The organism is Janthinobacterium sp. JC611, assembly GCF_018682595.1.
Classification (GTDB): Bacteria; Pseudomonadota; Gammaproteobacteria; order Burkholderiales; family Burkholderiaceae_D; genus Janthinobacterium.
This window is the reverse complement of sequence record NZ_JAFLJN010000007.1, coordinates 50527-67729: the sequence shown is the minus strand read 5'-3', so window position 1 is coordinate 67729 and position 17203 is coordinate 50527. Positions and strand designations below refer to the sequence as shown.

The window sequence follows — 17203 nt, the reverse complement described above, 5'->3', positions numbered from 1 at the left end:
AATCGCCTTCATTCCCGGGCATGTAATTTCCGCAGTCTGTACAGATGCCCGCAGCGGCATGCCCGCTCGCCCACGCTGCATTGGCGTCCACCACATCTGTCCCACCATAATACAGATGCCACATGTGTTTTTTCATGGCCTTGCCTTGAAAACCACCATCGTCATGGATAGCGCTGCTCCTGATATCCATTCGCAAACACGTGAAGAATATTCTCCAGCTGTCCGTCCACATAGCCGAACAGGATCTGATATCCGGCAGGGTTTTCCTGTCCATGCTCTTTCTGCCGGACCATGATGGAATGGAGGCGATCATCCTCATACAGATAATCGTAAGTCCCTTCGCCAAATTTTCCGAAATTAATGTCCTGCGCGATGCGTGCCCCGTCAAGAAAACTGAGCATGACATTCCTCAAGCTCCCTCCCGCATTGAAATGCACGCTTTCCAGTTCGCCGCGCTCATGAAAATAGAAACTCCTGTTGATGATGGCAGCAGATCCGCCATAGCTTTCCACCAGGATGACCCTGCCTTCCCCATCGAAATAGTAGACATGGATATCTTTCAGCGTCGCGGGCAGCGACTTCAGCTCTTTTCCCGGCTTGAAGCCGGCCCTTTGGGCTTCGAATGGCCTGACGTTACATAACGGCCCTTTGCTGATCAGCGTTCGCGCCACGCGCAGTTTGACGGCATCCAAATACGCCGCCATGAAAGAGTCGGATTTCGACGCTATCGCGTGGAATTGCTCGCCCAGTTTTTGGATTTCACTCATGCTATATCGCTCCGGCTACGACACTTCCAGCAATCAAGCCTTGCGCGGCCGCTTGAGCTGCAACAAGATGAAATGCGTCCACGCCAGCGCCGGCAGCACCAGCAACAGCAACATCAGTCCGGCCGGCATGTCCGGCACGAAACGCACGAAGCAGGCGAGAAAACCGGCGATGGCCAGCCAGAAGCGCCAGTTGAACGCGTATGCCTTGCGCGCCACCGTCGCCAGGGCGATGCGCCAGAATTCCAGCAAGGCCCACAGGCCGCCCGTCAGCAGCAAGGCGGCCAGGGCATTGGCCCCGGGGGCGCCGGCCCAGGTGCGCACCAGGTTGTACAACAGCACGGGATAGCCGGCCGTGATGGCCAGGGTGGCCGGGCCGGCGGCGATGACAGCTTCCAACAGCTGCCCTTTGGAACGATGATCCACTAAATCTTGCTCCTCAAGCCACGACGCCGGAATGGGCGGCGATCACTTGCAGCGCACCGGCCGCATCCTGCGCCCAGACGCGCGTAAAACGGAAGTCGCCATGCGTTTCCACGTCGTGATACTTGCCCGTCAGCTGCATGCGCACGGAAACCACGGCCACGTGGCCGTTGAGACGCACATGGCGCTCGGAGGCGCGCAGGTCCGTGATGGCCAGCAAGCGCTGCTCGTGCGCGGCCAGGTCCGCATGTTTGCTCAGCAGATGACCCAGGTGATTGGTAAACAGCAAGTCGTCAGCCAGCAAGGCATTCAGCGCGGCCACGTCGGACGCCATCATGGCCAGGCGCAAGCGTTCTTCCGCATCGAGCACTTGTACTTCCGTTAAAGCATTCATCTTTTTCCTTATTAAAATAACGCGCGCATAGTAGCAAACGGAAAACCATGCTGGCACGAAATAGCCAATTTCACAATCATCCAGAAGACTTATGCCTGTGGGGCATATTCATATAGCGTAATATTCGCAGCAGCATGGCGCAGAACGCCCCCATAGTACTGTACAGTGCTTGCCCTTTCGCCCCAGGCTGGGGCAGCTGTTACTTGTAGTAAAGTTCTCATGCTCTCCGCAGTCTCGAATAAAACCAAGATAAGGCCCCTACATGGCAATTAACATCATTCTGAACCTGCTCGTTGCGTTGATCGTCTTCGCCTTCATGTTCCACCAGCAGCGCAAACACGCGACGTTCACCGTGCGCGTCTTCACGGGCCTGGGCCTGGGCGTGCTGCTCGGTGCGGCCGCGCAATGGCTGTACGGCGCCGGTTCGCCCATCATCGCGGGCACCAATGAATACATCGACATCGTCGGCAGCGGCTACGTCAAGCTGCTGCAAATGATCATCATGCCGCTGATCATGGTGTCCATCATCTCCGCCATTTTAAAGCTCAAGGACGCGAGCTCCTTGGGCAAGATCAGCGCGCTGACCATCGGCACCCTGCTCATTACCACCACCATCGCCGCCGCGCTGGGCATTTTGATGGCCAAGCTGTTCGGCCTGACGGCTGTCGGCCTGACGTCGAGCGCCGCCGAAGTGGCGCGCGGCGTGCAGCTGCAAGGCTCGCTGGAAACGGCGAAGGCCCTGTCCTTGCCAAAACTGCTGGTCAGCTTCGTGCCGACCAACCCCTTCCTCGACATGACGGGCGCGCGCAAGACGTCGACCATCGCCGTGGTGGTGTTCTCCATCTTCATCGGCATCTCGGCCACGGGCATCGCGGCGAAGAAGCCGGAAATCTTCGCTTCCTTCGAAAGTTTCATGAAAGTGGCGCACGCCATCGTCATGCGCATGGTCACCCTGGTGCTGCGCCTGACGCCGTATGGCGTGTTCGCGCTGATGTTTGAAGTGGTGGCCTCGTCGAGCTACACGGACATCTTAAAATTGATCAACTTCGTCGTCGCCTCCTACAGCGCGCTGATATTGATGTTCCTCGTGCACCTGGCCATCATCGCCGGCGTGGGCCTGAACCCGCTGCGCTTCGTAAAGAAAGTCTTCCCCGTGCTGGCCTTCGCCTTCACCTCGCGCACCAGCGCCGGTTCCATCCCGATGAGCGTGCAGACGCAGACCCAGCGCCTGGGCACGCCGGAAGGCATCGCCAACTTCGCCGCCTCGTTCGGTTCGACCATCGGCCAGAACGGCTGCGCCGGCATTTATCCCGCCATGCTGGCCGTGATGATCGCTCCCACCGTCGGCGTCGACCCGTTCACGATCAGCTTCCTGCTGCCCTTGCTCGCCATCATCACCATCGGCTCCGTCGGCGTGGCCGGCGTGGGCGGCGGCGCCACGTTTGCCGCCCTGATCGTGCTGTCGGCGATGGACTTGCCCGTCGCGCTGGCCGGCTTGCTGATCTCCGTCGAACCGCTGATCGACATGGGCCGCACGGCCCTGAACGTGAGCGGGTCGATCACGGCCGGCACCGTCACCAGCCGGATCATGGGCGAGACCGACCTGGCCGTCTACAACAGCGATGACGCGCCCGACCTGGACGAGGCGGAACACGCTGCTTAGGAAACCATCGGGCTGCGCGCCGCGCCTTGCCGCCTCCCTCTATATTGATTGACAATAGACATAGAGGAAGGCGCAAGGCGATGGAACAGAAATGGCCGCGGCACATCTGGATCGTGCGGCACGGCCAAAGTACCGGCAACGTGGCGCGCGATGCCGCCGAGGCGGAAAAACAGCTGTTGATCGCCATCGCCGAGCGTGATGTCGACGTCCCCCTCTCCGAGCTGGGCGCGCGCCAGGCGCAGGCCCTGGGCGACTGGTTCGCCACCCTTCCCCCTGAACAACAAGCAACCGTCGTGCTGTATTCGCCCTACGTGCGCGCGCGGCAGACGGCGCAGGCCGTGCTGGCGCGCCTCGACGCGGACAGCCTCGCCTCGGTGGTGGCCGACGAGCGCCTGCGTGAAAAGGAGTTCGGCATCCTCGACCGCTGGAGGCGGCCGGCACACCCGTCACGGCCCAGCCCGATATGCCGGCCGCGCCCAAATCCTGAGCGGGGGCAATAAAGGCATAAAAACAACAGCATAAGCATATCCAGAAAGAATCGTTAGCGCCGGCGGGCGCCTCCCTTAAGCTCATGACAACTGTTTCCACACCGACACTAATCGAGCCCAAAGGACACCGCCTTGCATCCGCGCCATTCATCCGCCTCCCTTTCCCTTCCCGCCACGCCGCTGCGCGCCATCGTGCTGGCCTGCGCCATGCTGGGCGCCGCACCGGCCTGGGCCGATGACACGGCCAAGGGCGCAGAAGCACAAGCCACGGCCAGCATCGACCAGGTCACCGTCGTCGGCTCGCGCGCGCGCAACCGCACCGTCTTCGACAGCAGCGTGCCCATCGACCGCTTCGGCGCGCGCGAAGTGAGCAACGCGCTGTCGACGGGCGACGTGGGCGCTGCCCTGCAAAACCTGTCGCCCTCGATCAACTTCCCCCGCATCGAGTCGAGCGGCGCGTCGGACTCCGTGCGCGGCATCCAGTTGCGCGGGCTGGCGCCGGACCAGGTGCTGGTGCTGATCAACGGCAAACGCCGCCACACGAGCGCCGTGCTCGACACGGAAAGCAGCTTTGCCGGCACCGTGCCGGTGGACATCAACGCCATTGCGCCGAACGCCATCGACCACATCGAAATCCTGCGCGACGGCGCCGGCGCCCAGTACGGCAGCGACGCCGTCGCGGGCGTGATCAACATCGTGCTGAAAAAGGCGCGCACGGGCGGCGCCGCTTCCGTCAGCTATGGCGCCAACCACACGCATTTCGACCCGACCGGCCAAACCCTGACGGATGGCCAGACCGTCATCGTCAACGCCGACTATGGCCTGCCGCTGGGCGAGGCGGGATTCTTCCGCTTCGGCGCGGAAACGCGGCGCCGCTCGCCCACGGAAAGGGCCGGCCCCAGCGACGCGGGCTGGACTTCCTACAACTTCACGCCGGCGGACCAGGCGCTCGACGGCAAGGTGGTGTTCAAGTCCGGCGACTCGCGCCAGCGCAACCACTACCTGTTCTATAACACCCAGCTCACCCTGGCCAACGGCCTGGACCTGTACTCGTTTGCCACCCTCAACGAGCGCACATCGGATGGCAGCGCCTACTTCCGCTATCCGGGCGACCCGTCGAACGTAGCGGCCCTGTATCCGCACGGCTACCGTCCCGTCACCAATGGCGACAAGCGCGACCTCGGCATCGTGGCCGGCGTGCGCGGCAGCGCGGGCGCGTGGAACTGGGACGCCAGCGCGCGCCACGGCAGCGACCGCTTTGACTACGGCGTGAGCCACTCCGTCAACGCCTCGCTGGGCGCGGCCAGCCCCACGCGTTTCAAGCTGGCCGGCTTCGACTTCCGCCAGAACGCCTTGAACGTCGATGCCACGCGCAGCATCGACATCGGCTTGCCCGCCCCCTTGAACGTGGCGGTGGGCGCGGAATGGATGCGCGAAAGCTACACCAGCTCGGCCGGCGACCCCGCTTCGTATGCGGCCGGCAGTTTCACCGATGCCCCGCCGGGCGCGCAGGCGGGGCCGGGCCTGCGCCCGTCGGATGTCTATGACGGCAGCCGGCAGATCCGCTCCGTGTATGCGGACGTGGAAAGCGACCTCACGCCGCGCCTGCTGGTGGGCGCGGCCGCCCGCTACTCCGACTACAGCGACTTCGGCGGCGCCAGCACGGGCAAACTGTCCGCGCGCTATAAAGTGACTGATAATTTCCTCGTGCGCGGCTCGCTGTCGAACAGCTTCCGCGCGCCGGCCCTGGTGCAGACGGGATTCCGCTTCGCCACGCTGAACTTCAATGCCGATGGCACGGCCCTGCAAACGGCGGCCCTGCTGCCGGCCAGCGACCCGCTGGCGCGCAGCTTCGGCGCGCAACAGTTGAAACCTGAAAAATCGACCAACGCCTCGCTGGGCCTGGCCTGGAAACCGGCCGCCGCCACCAGCGTGACGGTGGACGCCTACGTGATCCGCATCCGCGACCGCATCACGCGCTCGAGCGACTTGCAAAGCGATGCCGTCACCGCCTACCTGGCCGCCAACGGCCGCAGCGACATCCAGTCCGTGGCCTATCTGGCCAACCTGCTCGACACCGATACGCGCGGCCTGGACGTGGTGCTGAATCATGATCTGGCGTTCTCCTCAGGCAAACTGAACCTGAACGCGGCCCTGAACCTGAACAAGACCAGCCTCGACAAGGTGCGCCAACGTTCCGCCGCGCTGACCGATATCGATCCCAGTCTGACCCTGCTGACGGAGACGAGTTTGTTCCGCATCAAACATGCGTCGCCGACCAGCAAATTGATCCTCGGCGCCGACTGGCAGGCGGCCGGCTGGGGCCTGCAGGCGCGCGCCACGCGCTTTGGCGAACTGAAAGATTTTTCGTACGACAGCGATGCCCCCTTGATCGACGGCATCCCCGCGCAGCGCTTCGGCGCCGTCTGGTCGCTGGACCTGGAAGGCCAGTTAAAACTGAGCAAGCAACTGACGGTGAGCGTGGGCGGCAACAACATCCTCGACCGCTATCCGCAGCGCGTGCGGGAAACGAACAACGCCACCTATGGCGGCGCCCTGCCCTACAATTTCATCAACCCCATCGGCGTCAATGGCGCGTACTTCTACGCCAAGCTGAACTACACGTTTTAACGTCACGGAAAGAACCTATGATCATCAAGAAAATTTCTCACCTCGTCGCCGGCGCCTGCCTGAGCGCCTTCCTGCTGTCGTCCGCACAGGCTGCCGCGCCGCTGGTGCTGATGACGGACTTCGGCACGGCCGACGGCGCCGTGTCGGCCATGCATGGCGTGGCCTATGGCGTCGATCCCCGGCTGACCATCTCGGACCTGACGCACCAGATTCCCGACTACGACATCTGGCTGGGCGCCTATCGCCTGTACCAGACGGCCAATTACTGGCCGCAAGGCACGGTATTCGTCTCCGTCATCGACCCGGGCGTGGGCACGGCGCGCAAGTCGGTGGTGCTGAAAACCAAGGGCGGGCGCTACTTCGTGGGACCGGACAATGGCCTGTTCACCCTGATCGCCGAGCGCGACGGTGTGGCCGAACTGCGCGAAATCGATGAAAAGGTCAACCGCCTGGCAGGTTCCGCCGAGTCGTACACCTTCCATGGCCGCGACGTGTACGCGTATGTGGGCGCGCGCCTGGCGTCGGGCGCCATCACGTATGAACAGGTGGGCCCGGCATTGCCGAGCGAATCCGTGGTGAAGATCGCGTATCAAAAACCCGTGCGAGTCGGCAATACCATCCGCGGCATCGTGCCCGTGCTCGACGTCAAGTATGGCAATGTCTGGACGAATATCCCGAAATCCCTGCTCGACGAATTGCAGGTAACACTGCACGACCCGCTGCAAGTGCGCATTTTGCACAAGGGCAAGCAAGTGGCCAAGGTCACGGCACCGTTCGAACACACGTTCGGCGGCGTGGCCAAGGGCAAGCCCCTGGTCTACCTGAACAGCCTGCTCGACGTGGCCATCGCCATCAGCCAGGGCGACTTTGCGGCCAAGCACCATGTCGAGTCGGGCGTGGATTGGGAAGTGGAAGTGAGCAAGGTTTCAACATCGAAATAAACACCGGCCAGGGCGTCCTGTCCTGGCCCTTTCTTTCCCGTTCATGCCGCGTTTGCGCCACGTCAAAGCGAATCGCCTCTCCCCCCGCCGATGGCCGCTGATTTGTAAATCCGGTGAACCTGCGCGCACCTGCCTACTCTAAATTTTGCAAGCGATGCCAGCATTGTTGCGGTGGTCTGCCCACACTGTGGCAGGCAGCCTGGCAGGTAGGATCACCCACGACAGCTTTCCAACGAGAAAGGAACAATCATGACGGCTCCACTCCCTAGCACCAGCAAGCTTGTCCTCGGCACCGCCATCGTGTGCGCGCTGCTGGGCGGCTGCAACAAGCGCAATGAGTCCACCACCGCCCCGGCGGCCACGCCCAACACGGCTCCCGCCACCACGCCAGGCACGGGCGGCAGCGGCACCTCGGGAACCAGCGGCACCACCACGCCGGACACCACCACGCCCGCCACCCCATCCGTTGCGCCCGGCACCACCACGCATCCCGACGGCACGACCACGCCGCCGGCCACCCCGCCCAACACCACGCCGGGTACCGGCACCGGTACCGGAACGGGGACCGGCACCACGCCACCGCCGCGCAGCAGCTAACCGCCGCGCCAGTGCCGCCCCGGCGGGCGGCCAGACTGCGGCAAATACGCAGCAAAGAGCCTTCCGACGAAGGCTCTTTTTATTGCACCGCGCAGCAATTTCCCTGCCACATCACGTCAGAGGGCCGGCACCGCCTTGCCAGCCGCCCGGGCGCTCAGCGCCTGGTGGTCCGCCGCGAGGAACAGATACATGGCCGGCACCACGAACAGGGTAAACAGGGTGCCGATGGACAGGCCCGTGAAAATCACCAGTCCCATCGCGTGGCGTCCGGCCGCGCCCGCGCCCGAGGCGATCACCAGCGGCAGCACGCCAAACACCATGGCGGCCGTCGTCATCAGGATGGGACGCAGGCGCACGGCGGCCGCTTCTTCCACCGCCTCGCGCTTGCTCTTGCCCGCCTTTTGCAGCTGATTGGCCACTTCCACGATCAGGATGCCATGCTTGCTGATCAGCCCCATCAGGGTCACCAGGCCCACTTCCGTGTAGATATTGATCGATGCAAAGCCAAGGAAGATGAACATGGTGGCGCCAAACAGGGCCAATGGCACGGAAACAAGAATCACGACGGGGTCGCGGAAACTCTCGAACTGCGCCGCCAGCGCCAGGAAGACGATCACCACGGCAAACAGCATGGTGACGATGAAGCCGCCTGATTCCTGCACGAACTGGCGCGACTGGCCGGCGTAATCGGCCGTGTAGCCGCTGGGCGCCACCTGGGCCAGCGTATCGCGCAGGAAGGCCAGCACCTCGCCCTGCGAGGCGCCGGACACGCCGGACAGGGTGACGGAGTTGAGCTGCTGGAAGCGGTTGATGGATTCGGGCACGACATCGTACTGGATATGCGCGACGGTACTGGCCGGTATCATCGTGCCGTTGGGCGTCTTGAGATGAAAATCCAGCACGGCCGATGGATTCAGGCGGTCCACCTGCAACACCTGCGGGATCACCTTGTACGAACGCCCGGCGATGGAAAAGTAATTGACGTAGCCGCCGCCCAGGGCCGCTCCCAGCGCCGAGCCCACATCCTGCTGCGTCATGCCCAGCGCGGCGACATTGTCGCGGTCGACCACGACGGTGGCTTGCGGCTTGTCGATTTTCAAGTCCGTATCGATGAAATAGAACTTGCCCGATGCGCGCGCCTTCTCCAGCACCTGCTGCGCAACGGTATCGAGGTTTTCAAACGGCTCCGTGGTGGCGATGACGAACTGCACCGGCAAGCCCGAGGAACCGGGCAAGGCGGGAAACTGGAAGGCGGCCACGCGGGCGCCGGCAATCCGGTTCCAGCCCGCCTGCAAGTCCTGCTGCACTTGCTGGGCGCTGCGCGTGCGCTCGTCCCAGGGCGTCATCAGCATGCCGCCAAAACCCGAGTTGACAGTCGGAACACCCGTGATCTGGAACATCTGGCTGTATTCGGGCATGGTCTTGGCCACCTGGTAGATTTGCTCGGCATACACTTGCATCTGGTCCGACGTGGCCGTCGGGTCGCCCACCACCTGCGACAGCACGACGCCCTGGTCTTCCTCGGGCGCCAGCTCGGACTGCGACATCTTGAACATCAGCCCCAGCACCACCATCAGCAGCGCCGCCAGGACGATGAGCACCACCCAGGTGTCGAGCAGCGCATGCAGCAGGCGCCGGTACGCGTCGTGCACCTTGCCGAAGACGCGGTCGATGGCTTGCACGAAGCGCCCGCTGTCCTGTTCCTTGCGGAAAAAACGCGAACACATCATGGGCGACAGGGTCAAGGCCACCACGCCCGAGACGGCCACGGCGCCGGCCAGGGTGAAAGCGAATTCCGTGAACAGCGCGCCCGTCAGGCCGCCCTGGAAACCGATCGGCACGTACACGGCGATGAGCACCACCGTCATGGCCAGGATAGGACTGCCCAGTTCGCGCGCCGCCAGCAAGCTGGCCTCCAGCGGCGGCTGGCCCTGCTTCATGTGGCGGTCCACGTTTTCCACCACGATGATGGCGTCGTCGACCACCAGGCCGATGGCCAGCACGATGGCAAGCAAGGTCAGCAAATTGATGGAGTAGCCGAGCGCCAGCATGGCCGTAAACGTGCCGATCAGGGACAGCGGCATGGCGATCACGGGCACGATCACGGCCCGCAGGCTGCCCAGGAACAGGAAGATGACGATGGTGACGATCAGCAGCGCCTCGGCCAGCGTCTTGATGACTTCGTGGATGGAGGTATTGATGAAGAAGGTCGAGTCATACACGATTTCGCCCGTCAGCCCGGCTGGCAGCTGGGCCTGGAGATCGGGAAAGACGGCGCGCACGCGCTCGGCCACGTCGAGGATATTGGCTTCCGGCGCCACCTTGATGCCGATGAAGACCGAGCGCACGCCGCTGAAGGCCACGTTGAAGTCATAGTTTTCCGAGCCGAGCACGACGGTGGCCAGGTCTTGCAGGCGCACGATGGAGTCGCCGCTGCGCTTGACGACGAGCTGTCGGAACTCCTCGACCGAATGCAGATCCGTGCCGGCCGTCAGGGGAACGGTCACCATCTGCCCCTTGCTGGCTCCCAGCGCGGCCAGGTAATTGTTATTGCCCAGGGCGGCGCTGACTTCGGCCGCCGTCACGCCGAACGCGGCCATCTTGTCCGCGTCCAGCCAGGCGCGCAGGGCGAACAGGCGCGCGCCCAGCAGTTCGGCCGTCTGCACGCCGCTGACGGAGTCGAGCTTGGGCTTGACCACGCGGCTCAGGTAATCCGTCACATTATTCGTCGGCAAGGTCTTGCTGTAAAAACCCAGGTACATGGCGTCCGTCGTCTGCCCCATCGCCACCGTCAGCACGGGCGTCTGGGCCTGGGCGGGCAACTGGTTCTTGACGGAGCTGACCTGGGTATTGATTTCCGTCAAAGCCCGGTTCGCGTCGTAATTGAGGCGCAAGGTGGCCGTAATGGTCGACACGCCGCTGCTGCTCGACGAAGACAGATAATCGATGCCCTGCGCCTGGGCGATGGCCGATTCCAGCGGCTGCGTGATGAAACCGGCCACCGTCTGCGCATCGGCGCCGTAATAGGTGGTGGAGATCGTCACGACGGCGTTCTGCGTCTTCGGATACTGGTTGATCGGCAAACTGAACAGGGAGCGCGCGCCGAGCACCAGCAGCAGCAGGCTCACCACCATGGCCAGCACGGGTCGGCGGATAAAGAGATCGGTGAAGTTCATGGCGGCGCCTCAATGTTCCTGCGGCATGGGCCGTGGATTGTTGCGCGGCTCGACGACGTTGCTGATCACCACGGGGCTGCCGTTCTTGAGCTTGAGCTGCCCGCTGGTGACGACCTGCTGCCCCTCGGTGAGCCCCGTCAGCACGGCCACCTGGTCGCCGCGTGTTTCCCCCGTGGTGACAAACACTTGCCGCACCACCAGCTCGCCCGCCTTCGGCGCCGGCGCGCCGGCCTTGGGCGCCGGCGCCGCATGCACGACGAAGACGGTGGAACCATACGGGTTATACGTGATCGCCGTCTGCGGCAGGGTCAGATGATGCTGTTTCGCGCCCACTTCCACGTTGACGTTGGCAAACATGCCCGGCAACAACTGCCGTTGCGGATTGGCCACCGTGGCCTCCACCTGCACATTGCGCGTGGCGGGATCGACCTTGGAACTGATGGCGCTGACCTTGCCCGCAAACGCCGTGTTCGCGTGCGCGTCGTTCGACAGATTCAGTACCTGGCCCACTTGCAGGCCGCTCAGGTGCTTTTGCGGAATATGGAAGTCGACGTAGATGGGATCGATCGTTTGCAAGGTGACGATCTTGTCGCCGGGATTCAGGTATTGGCCCGGGTTGACGGTGGTGATGCCGAGTTTGCCCGCGAACGGCGCGCGGATGGTTTTCTTGTCCACCAGCGCCGCCTGCTGGGCGGCCAGCGCCTGGCGACTTTTCACGTCGGCCAGGTCGCTGTCGATCTGCGCCTGGCTGATCGCCTGCACGGCAAATTGCTGCCGATCGCGCGCCAGCACGGTGGCGGCCAGTTCGGCAGCCGCTTCCAGGGCCCGCAGTTGCGCCAGGTCGGCGTCGGCGTTCAGCTGCAGCAGCACTTGCCCCGCCGTCACCTCCTGGCCGGACTTGAAATGGACAGACCTGACGAGACCGGCGATTTCGCTCGTCACGTCGACGCCGCGCACGGCCACCAGCGTGCCCACGGAAGACAGATGCGGCTGCCATTCGACCTTGCGGATGATGGTCGCCGACACCGTCTCCGGCGCGGGCTTGGGCGAACTGGCCATCAGCTGGCGGATGTGCAGGAAAAATCCCAGCGCCAGCAGGGCAATCAACAGCAGCACCGCCCCCAGCATGATGAGCATGCGTTTCGTGCGTTTCGTCATGAATGCGCTCCTTGTCATTGCTTCCCGCGGCCGCTGCAAGTGGCAGATCGCCAGCCCGTCAATCCACGCCTGCCGCCACCGGCAAGGTCGCTGCCGTGGAAACGGCCGGCAGCGCCGGACGGTTCCACCAGCCGCCGCCCAGCGCCTGGAACAGCGCGGCGGTATCGGCATGGCGCGCCGCCTGCGCCTGCACCAGGCCCACCCTGGCCTGCTGGTAGGTACGCTGGGCGTCCAGCAGGCTCAGGTAACTGATGGCGCCCAGCTTGAATTGCTGCGTACTCAGCGCCAGCGATTCGCTGGCCAGCGCCTCCACCTCGGCTTGCTCCCGCAATGCGGCGGCGTCGGCCTCGAGGGCGCGCAGGCTGTCCGCCACGTTCTGGAAAGCGCCCAGCACGGTGGCGCGGTAATCGGCCGCCGCCCCCTCGTAGGCGGCGACGGCGGCACGCCGCCGGGCGCGCAGCGCGCCGCCATTGAAAACGGGCTGGGCCAGCCCGGCCGCCACGCCCCACACGGCCGAGCCGCGCTGCAGCAAGGCGGGAACGCTGGTGGCCAGCGCGCCAACATTGCCCGTCAAGGTGAATTGGGGATACATGGCCGCCGTGGCGACGCCGATCTGCGCGCTGGCCTGCTGCAGCAGCGCTTCGCTGGCGCGGATGTCGGGGCGCTGGCGCACGAGGGCCGACGGCAGGGAAAGGGGCAGGTCCTGCGGCAAGCGCAGCGACGCCAGCTCGAATTCAGGCAGGCCCGGTTCGCTGGGCAAGCGGCCCGCATACACGGACAGCTGGTGGCGCGTCAGGGCCAGGGCTTTTTGCAGCGGCGGCACGCCGGCGCGCGTCTGCGCCACCGTGTTGCGCTGGACCAGCACCGTGGCGCGGCCGATGGCGCCGAAACGCCATTGCTGTTCGATCAGCTCCAGCTGTTTCTGCTGCGCGTCGAGTATCTCGCCGGTGGCCTGCAGCTGGGCGCGCAAGGACGCTTCGCGGATGGCCGCCGTCACCAGGTTGGCCGTCAGGGCCAGGTACGCCGCTTCCAGCTGGTACTGCCTGTAGTCGACCAGCGCCTGCAAGCCCTCGAGCTGGCGCTTGTTGCCGCCAAACACATCCAGCGCATACGACACGTTCACCGAGGCATTGTACAAATTGAGGACGCCGCCCTTGCTTTCCAGGCTGCTGTTTTTTTCGCGGCTCACGCCCAGCTGGGCGCCCACCTCGGGGTACAGCAGGCTGCCGGACAGGGCGCGGTAATTTTCATCGGCCTGGCGCAGGGCCGCCTGGGCCGAGGCCAGGCCGGGACTGCGCGCCAGGGCGCCGCGCACCAGCCGGTCCAGCGCCGGCGACTGGAACAACGACCACCATTGCGCGGGGATATCCTGGCCCGGCACGAAGCGCTGCGCCTGGCCGGCGGGAGCGGGCGCCGCCACCGTTTGCGCCGGCAACGGAGTCGGCGTGTAGCTGTCGCCGCCGCCGGGAGCGGCGGGACGCTGGAAGTCAGGCCCGACGGCGCAGGCGGCCAGCAGGCAGGCCATGAGGATGCCGAGACTGGACTGCCGGAGGCTGGAGAACATGGTGCTTGTCCGATACGTTGCCGTGCCACATCACCGTTGAAAAGTATCCCGAAGTATCCCGTTACGGACTGGCGAACACGCCGCCACCCGTTCTACGATTGTAGAGCACCTGACGTAAAAAGAGCCTTCCGAAGAAGGCTCTTTGACCTGGCACAAGGATTGCGCAGCCGAGGCTGCCTGACTTACTTTTGCAGGCTGACGGACGCCGCTTTCGGCGCGCGGCGTCCCATCAGGAACAGCACGCCCTTCTTCAGCATGCGGTAGACGAAGCGCACCAGCAGCAGGGTCAGCACGCATTCGAGCAGGGTCAATAGCATGGCCACGGCCACCGGCATGCGCGCGGCGCGGCGGTGGAACTTGGCCACGGCGCCATCGCGGGCGATCTCGATGCTGTCATAGAAGGTCGGCACGACCAGCAGGGTCAGAATCGTCGAGGTGATGGTGCCGCCGATGATGGCGATCGCCAGTGGACGGTAGAACTCGCCGCCCTCGCCCAGGCCCAGCGCCACGGGGAACATGCCGGCGATCAGCGCGAACGTCGTCATCAGGATGGGGCGCAGACGCATGCGGCCCGCGTACATCAGCGCATCTTCGCGGCCATGGCCCTCTTCCTCGCGCTTGCGCGCCGCGTCCAGCAGCAGGATGGCGTTCTTGGCGACCAGGCCCATGAGCATGATGATGCCGATAAAGCTCATCAGGTTGAGGGTGTTGTTGGTGATCACCAGCGCCACCACCACGCCGATCAGACTGAGCGGCAAGGACATCATGACGGCCACCGGCGCGGTGAAGGAACCGAACTGCATCACCAGGATCAAATACATCAGGCCGATACCCATCACCAGCGCGATCAGCATTTCCGTGAACAGCTCTTGCTGGTCCTGGCCGGCGCCACCGAGCGCCAGGCCGTAGCCGGGCGGGAAGTCGATGGAGTTGGCCAGTTTCATGGCGTCGCTCGTCACTTCGCCGTTCGAGCGGCCTTGCGCATTGGCCGACACGGTGATCGTGCGCTTGCCGTTCTTGTGCTCGATGCCGGACGGCCCCTTGCCCATGGTGATGGTGGCGATCTGGTCCAGCGGCACCATTTGCGACGTGCCCGTCACGCTGATCGGCAGGCGCTCGATGTTTTCCGACGCCACGCGGTCGTCGGGATGCAGGCGCACGGCCACGTCGCGCGTCTCGCCCGTCGGATCGACCCAGTCGCCCACTTCCACGCCGGCAAACGCCACGCGCAACGATTGCGCCGCGTCGTTGACGGAAATACCCATCGAGTTGGCCAGGCCGCGGTTGAGCTCAATCTGCAGCTCGTTCTTCGGATCCTGCTCGGACAGGCCCACGTCGACGGCGCCGGGAATGGCGCGCAGCTTGTCCATGTAGGCGTTGGTAATTTCCATGAGTTTACGCGAGTCCGGCCCCGTGAATTCCACCTGGATGGGCTTTTGCGAACCGTTGCTCAAGTCATCCTGCACCACGTATTCGGCGCCCACCAGGCGCGACATCTTCTCGCGCAGCTCGACGGCGATTTCCTTGGCCGAACGCTTGCGGGTGTTGCGCTTGCCGATGTCGACATACACTCTTCCGCCGCCCGCATTGATGGAGCTGTTGGTGTCCTTGGTTTCAGGCAAGGTGCGCGCCAGCACGGCCGCCGCTTCCAGTTTCAGGCGCGAGTACTCGATGCTGCTCGACGACGGCGTGCGCACATTGATCATCAGGTTGCCCGAATCGGATGCTGGCAGGAAACTCGTGCCGCCATGCGTGGAGTGCAGAACGATGGCGCCCACCAGGCTGCCGAAGGCGATCACGGCCATCCAGCGGCGGTGATGCAGGGCCCAGGCGATCACGCGGCCGTAGCGGTCGGCCTGGTGGTCGAACCAGTGGTTGAATTTTTCCAGTACGCGGCCGATGCCTTTTTTCGGCGCCGAATGTTCCTCGACCGGGTCGCCCCAGTAGGCCGACAGCATCGGGTCGAGCGTGAACGAGATGCCCAGGCTGACGAGCACCGAGCACGTCACCGTCAAGGCAAACGGACGGAACCATTCACCGGAGATACCGGGCATGAAGGCGACGGGGATGAAGACGGCGATGATGGAAAAGGTCGTGGCGGCCACGGCCATGCCGATCTCGGCCGTGCCTTCCAGCGCGGCAGTGCGGCGGTCCTTGCCCATCTGCATGTGGCGCACGATGTTTTCACGCACCACGATGGCATCATCGATCAGCACGCCGATGGCCAGCGACAGGCCCAGCAAGGTCATGAAGTTCAGGGTAAAGCCGCACAGCCATACGGCGATGAAGGCGGCAATCACGGAAGTAGGCAGGCTCAGCGCCGTGATCAGGGTCGAACGCCACGAGTTCAGGAAGGCGTAGACGACGAAGATCGTCAGCACGGCGCCCAGCACCAGCGATTCGATCACGTTGTTCAAGCTATGCTGGGCGTTTTCGCCGCCATCGCGCGTCACTTGCAGGATCGTGCCTTTCGGCAAGGTCTTGTTGATTTCCGCCACCATGTCGCGGATCTTGTTGGCCACGCTGACGGTGGAGGCGTCGCGCACGCGAGTGATCGAAATACCCACGTTGGGCTTGCCGCTGCGCATGCTCAGGCTGTTGACCTCGGCAAAGCCGTCCTCGATGGTGGCCACTTGCGCCAGGCGCACGATTTCCTCGCCGCGGCGCTTGATCACCACCTTCTCGAAGTCGGCTGGCGATTCGATGCGGCCCACCAGGCGGATGCTTTTCTCGTCCAGGGTGCCGCGCACCTTGCCCACGGGCGCATTCGTGTTCTGGTTGCGCAAGGCGGTGACGACATCGCTGACGGAAACATTGTATTCGCGCAACTTTTCCGCCCGCAGCAACACCGACAGTTCGCGCTTGAGCGAACCGCCCACATTGACCAGCGCCACGCCATCGACGGTGCGGAAGCGGTCCGACAGCACGTCCTCGGCCAGGCGCGAGATTTCCGCATGGCTTTGCGAGTTCGACGACAGGGCCAGTTGCATGATCGGTTCGGCTGCCGGGTCGATGCGCTGCAAGATAGGCTCGCGCATTTCCGTCGGCAACTTGTAGCGCACGGCGGCAATCGCATTGCGGATATTGTCGGACGCTTCGATCAAATTGGTATTGAAGGAAAACTTCAGGAAGATGCTGGCCGAACCTTCATTCGAGTCGCTGTTGACTTCGGTCACGCCGGAAATGCTCTGCAAGGACTTTTCCAGGCGGTTCACCACTTCACGCTCGACCGTATCAGGTGATGCGCCAGGGTAAGGAATGCTGACGACGATGAACGGCACTTCGACGTCCGGATTCTGGTTGACGCGCAATTTCTTGAGCGCCAGCAGGCCGACGCACATCATGGCCAGGATCAGGACGATGGTGGCGGTGGGCCGCTTGATACTGAAATCGGAAAGGAACAT

General features: G+C 63.9%; 12 protein-coding genes. 5 read left to right on the top strand and 7 right to left on the bottom strand.

The features are described from left to right. Positions 1-161 precede the first annotated feature (161 nt). From J0O65_RS07040 to J0O65_RS07030, 3 genes are read right to left on the bottom strand one after another with little or no spacing between them, the layout of a single operon-like run. Entirely contained in the window at positions 162-767 is a 606-nt protein-coding gene (locus J0O65_RS07040; RefSeq protein ID WP_215405406.1) for a hypothetical protein, read from the bottom strand. A 33-nt stretch (positions 768-800) separates the two neighbouring features. Further along, a complete protein-coding gene (locus J0O65_RS07035; protein WP_215405404.1) occupies positions 801-1190 on the bottom strand; it encodes a hypothetical protein in 390 nt (129 codons plus the stop codon). A 13-nt stretch (positions 1191-1203) separates the two neighbouring features. Continuing rightward, entirely contained in the window at positions 1204-1581 is a 378-nt protein-coding gene (locus J0O65_RS07030; protein WP_215405402.1) for a nuclear transport factor 2 family protein, read from the bottom strand. A 262-nt stretch (positions 1582-1843) separates the two neighbouring features. Between J0O65_RS07030 and J0O65_RS07025 the strand changes: the two genes are divergently transcribed. From J0O65_RS07025 to J0O65_RS07005, 5 genes are all read left to right on the top strand, one after another. Beyond that, positions 1844-3244, top strand: a complete 1401-nt coding sequence (locus J0O65_RS07025) for an L-cystine transporter (protein ID WP_215405401.1) — start codon at positions 1844-1846, stop codon at positions 3242-3244. A 113-nt stretch (positions 3245-3357) separates the two neighbouring features. Then, positions 3358-3744, top strand: coding sequence for a phosphoglycerate mutase family protein (locus tag J0O65_RS07020; protein WP_353056160.1), 387 nt, complete (start codon positions 3358-3360; stop codon positions 3742-3744). A 120-nt stretch (positions 3745-3864) separates the two neighbouring features. Next, positions 3865-6363 (top strand): TonB-dependent receptor plug domain-containing protein, encoded by a 2499-nt coding sequence (locus J0O65_RS07015; protein ID WP_251373566.1) that lies wholly within the window; start codon positions 3865-3867, stop codon positions 6361-6363. 17 nt (positions 6364-6380) lie between these two features. Next, a complete protein-coding gene (locus J0O65_RS07010) occupies positions 6381-7304 on the top strand; it encodes an SAM hydrolase/SAM-dependent halogenase family protein (RefSeq protein ID WP_215405398.1) in 924 nt (307 codons plus the stop codon). Between the two features lie 249 nt (positions 7305-7553). Continuing rightward, entirely contained in the window at positions 7554-7901 is a 348-nt protein-coding gene (locus J0O65_RS07005) for a hypothetical protein (RefSeq protein WP_215405396.1), read from the top strand. Positions 7902-8017: 116 nt separating this feature from the next. Here J0O65_RS07005 and J0O65_RS07000 read toward each other — a convergent pair whose 3' ends face one another. The 4 genes from J0O65_RS07000 to J0O65_RS06985 all read right to left on the bottom strand — a co-directional run bounded on the left by J0O65_RS07000 (position 8018) and on the right by J0O65_RS06985 (position 17203). Beyond that, complete coding sequence (locus J0O65_RS07000; protein WP_215405394.1) at positions 8018-11077, bottom strand: efflux RND transporter permease subunit; 3060 nt, start codon at positions 11075-11077, stop codon at positions 8018-8020. A 9-nt stretch (positions 11078-11086) separates the two neighbouring features. Further along, positions 11087-12235, bottom strand: a complete 1149-nt coding sequence (locus J0O65_RS06995) for an efflux RND transporter periplasmic adaptor subunit (RefSeq protein WP_215405392.1) — start codon at positions 12233-12235, stop codon at positions 11087-11089. 58 nt (positions 12236-12293) lie between these two features. Beyond that, positions 12294-13799: an efflux transporter outer membrane subunit gene (locus J0O65_RS06990; RefSeq protein ID WP_215405391.1), complete on the bottom strand. Its 1506-nt coding sequence runs from the start codon at positions 13797-13799 to the stop codon at positions 12294-12296. A gap of 182 nt (positions 13800-13981) precedes the next feature. After that, complete coding sequence (locus tag J0O65_RS06985; RefSeq protein ID WP_215405389.1) at positions 13982-17203, bottom strand: efflux RND transporter permease subunit; 3222 nt, start codon at positions 17201-17203, stop codon at positions 13982-13984.